General features: G+C 69.8%; 1 pseudogene. It reads right to left on the reverse strand.

Annotation, left to right across the window (positions count from 1 at the left end):
* Positions 1-546, reverse strand: a pseudogene (locus NOD94_RS41310) (urease subunit alpha); the annotation flags it as partial.

Below are 546 nucleotides of genomic sequence, written 5' to 3' on the forward strand. Positions count from 1 at the left end.
GTACTCCTCGGCCACCCGCAACGCCGTGTCCAGCGCACGGGTATGAGCACCCATGTCCTCATGGACCTTGAAGCCGCACGCCCCTCCCTCGGCCAGCGCCTCGACCAGCGGGGCGGCGTCCGACGAGGAACCACGGGCCAGGAAGCCGATGTTGACCGGCCACGCGTCGAAGGCGTTGAACCCGTGCTTCAACGCCCAGGGCGAGTTGACGCCCACGCCCCAACTCGGCCCGATCTCCTGGCCGATGATCGTCGTCACCCCGCTCGCGAGCGAGGCCTCCATGATCCGCGGGGAGAGCAGGTGGACGTGGGTGTCGACTGCTCCGGCGGTGGCGATCAGCCCCTCCCCCGACACGATGGTCGTGCCGGTGCCGACGACGACGTCGACGCCGTCGAGGGTGTCCGGGTTGCCGGCCCGGCCGATCGCGTGGATGCGGCCCTCCCGGATGCCGATGGACACCTTGCGGATCCCGAGGACCGCGTCGATGACCAGGACGTTGCTGATCACCACGTCACAGGTCTCACGGACCGCCGCCGCCTTCAGGTG

It is taken from the genome of Streptomyces sp. Isolate_45, from assembly GCF_024721315.2.
Taxonomy (GTDB): Bacteria; Actinomycetota; Actinomycetes; order Streptomycetales; family Streptomycetaceae; genus Streptomyces.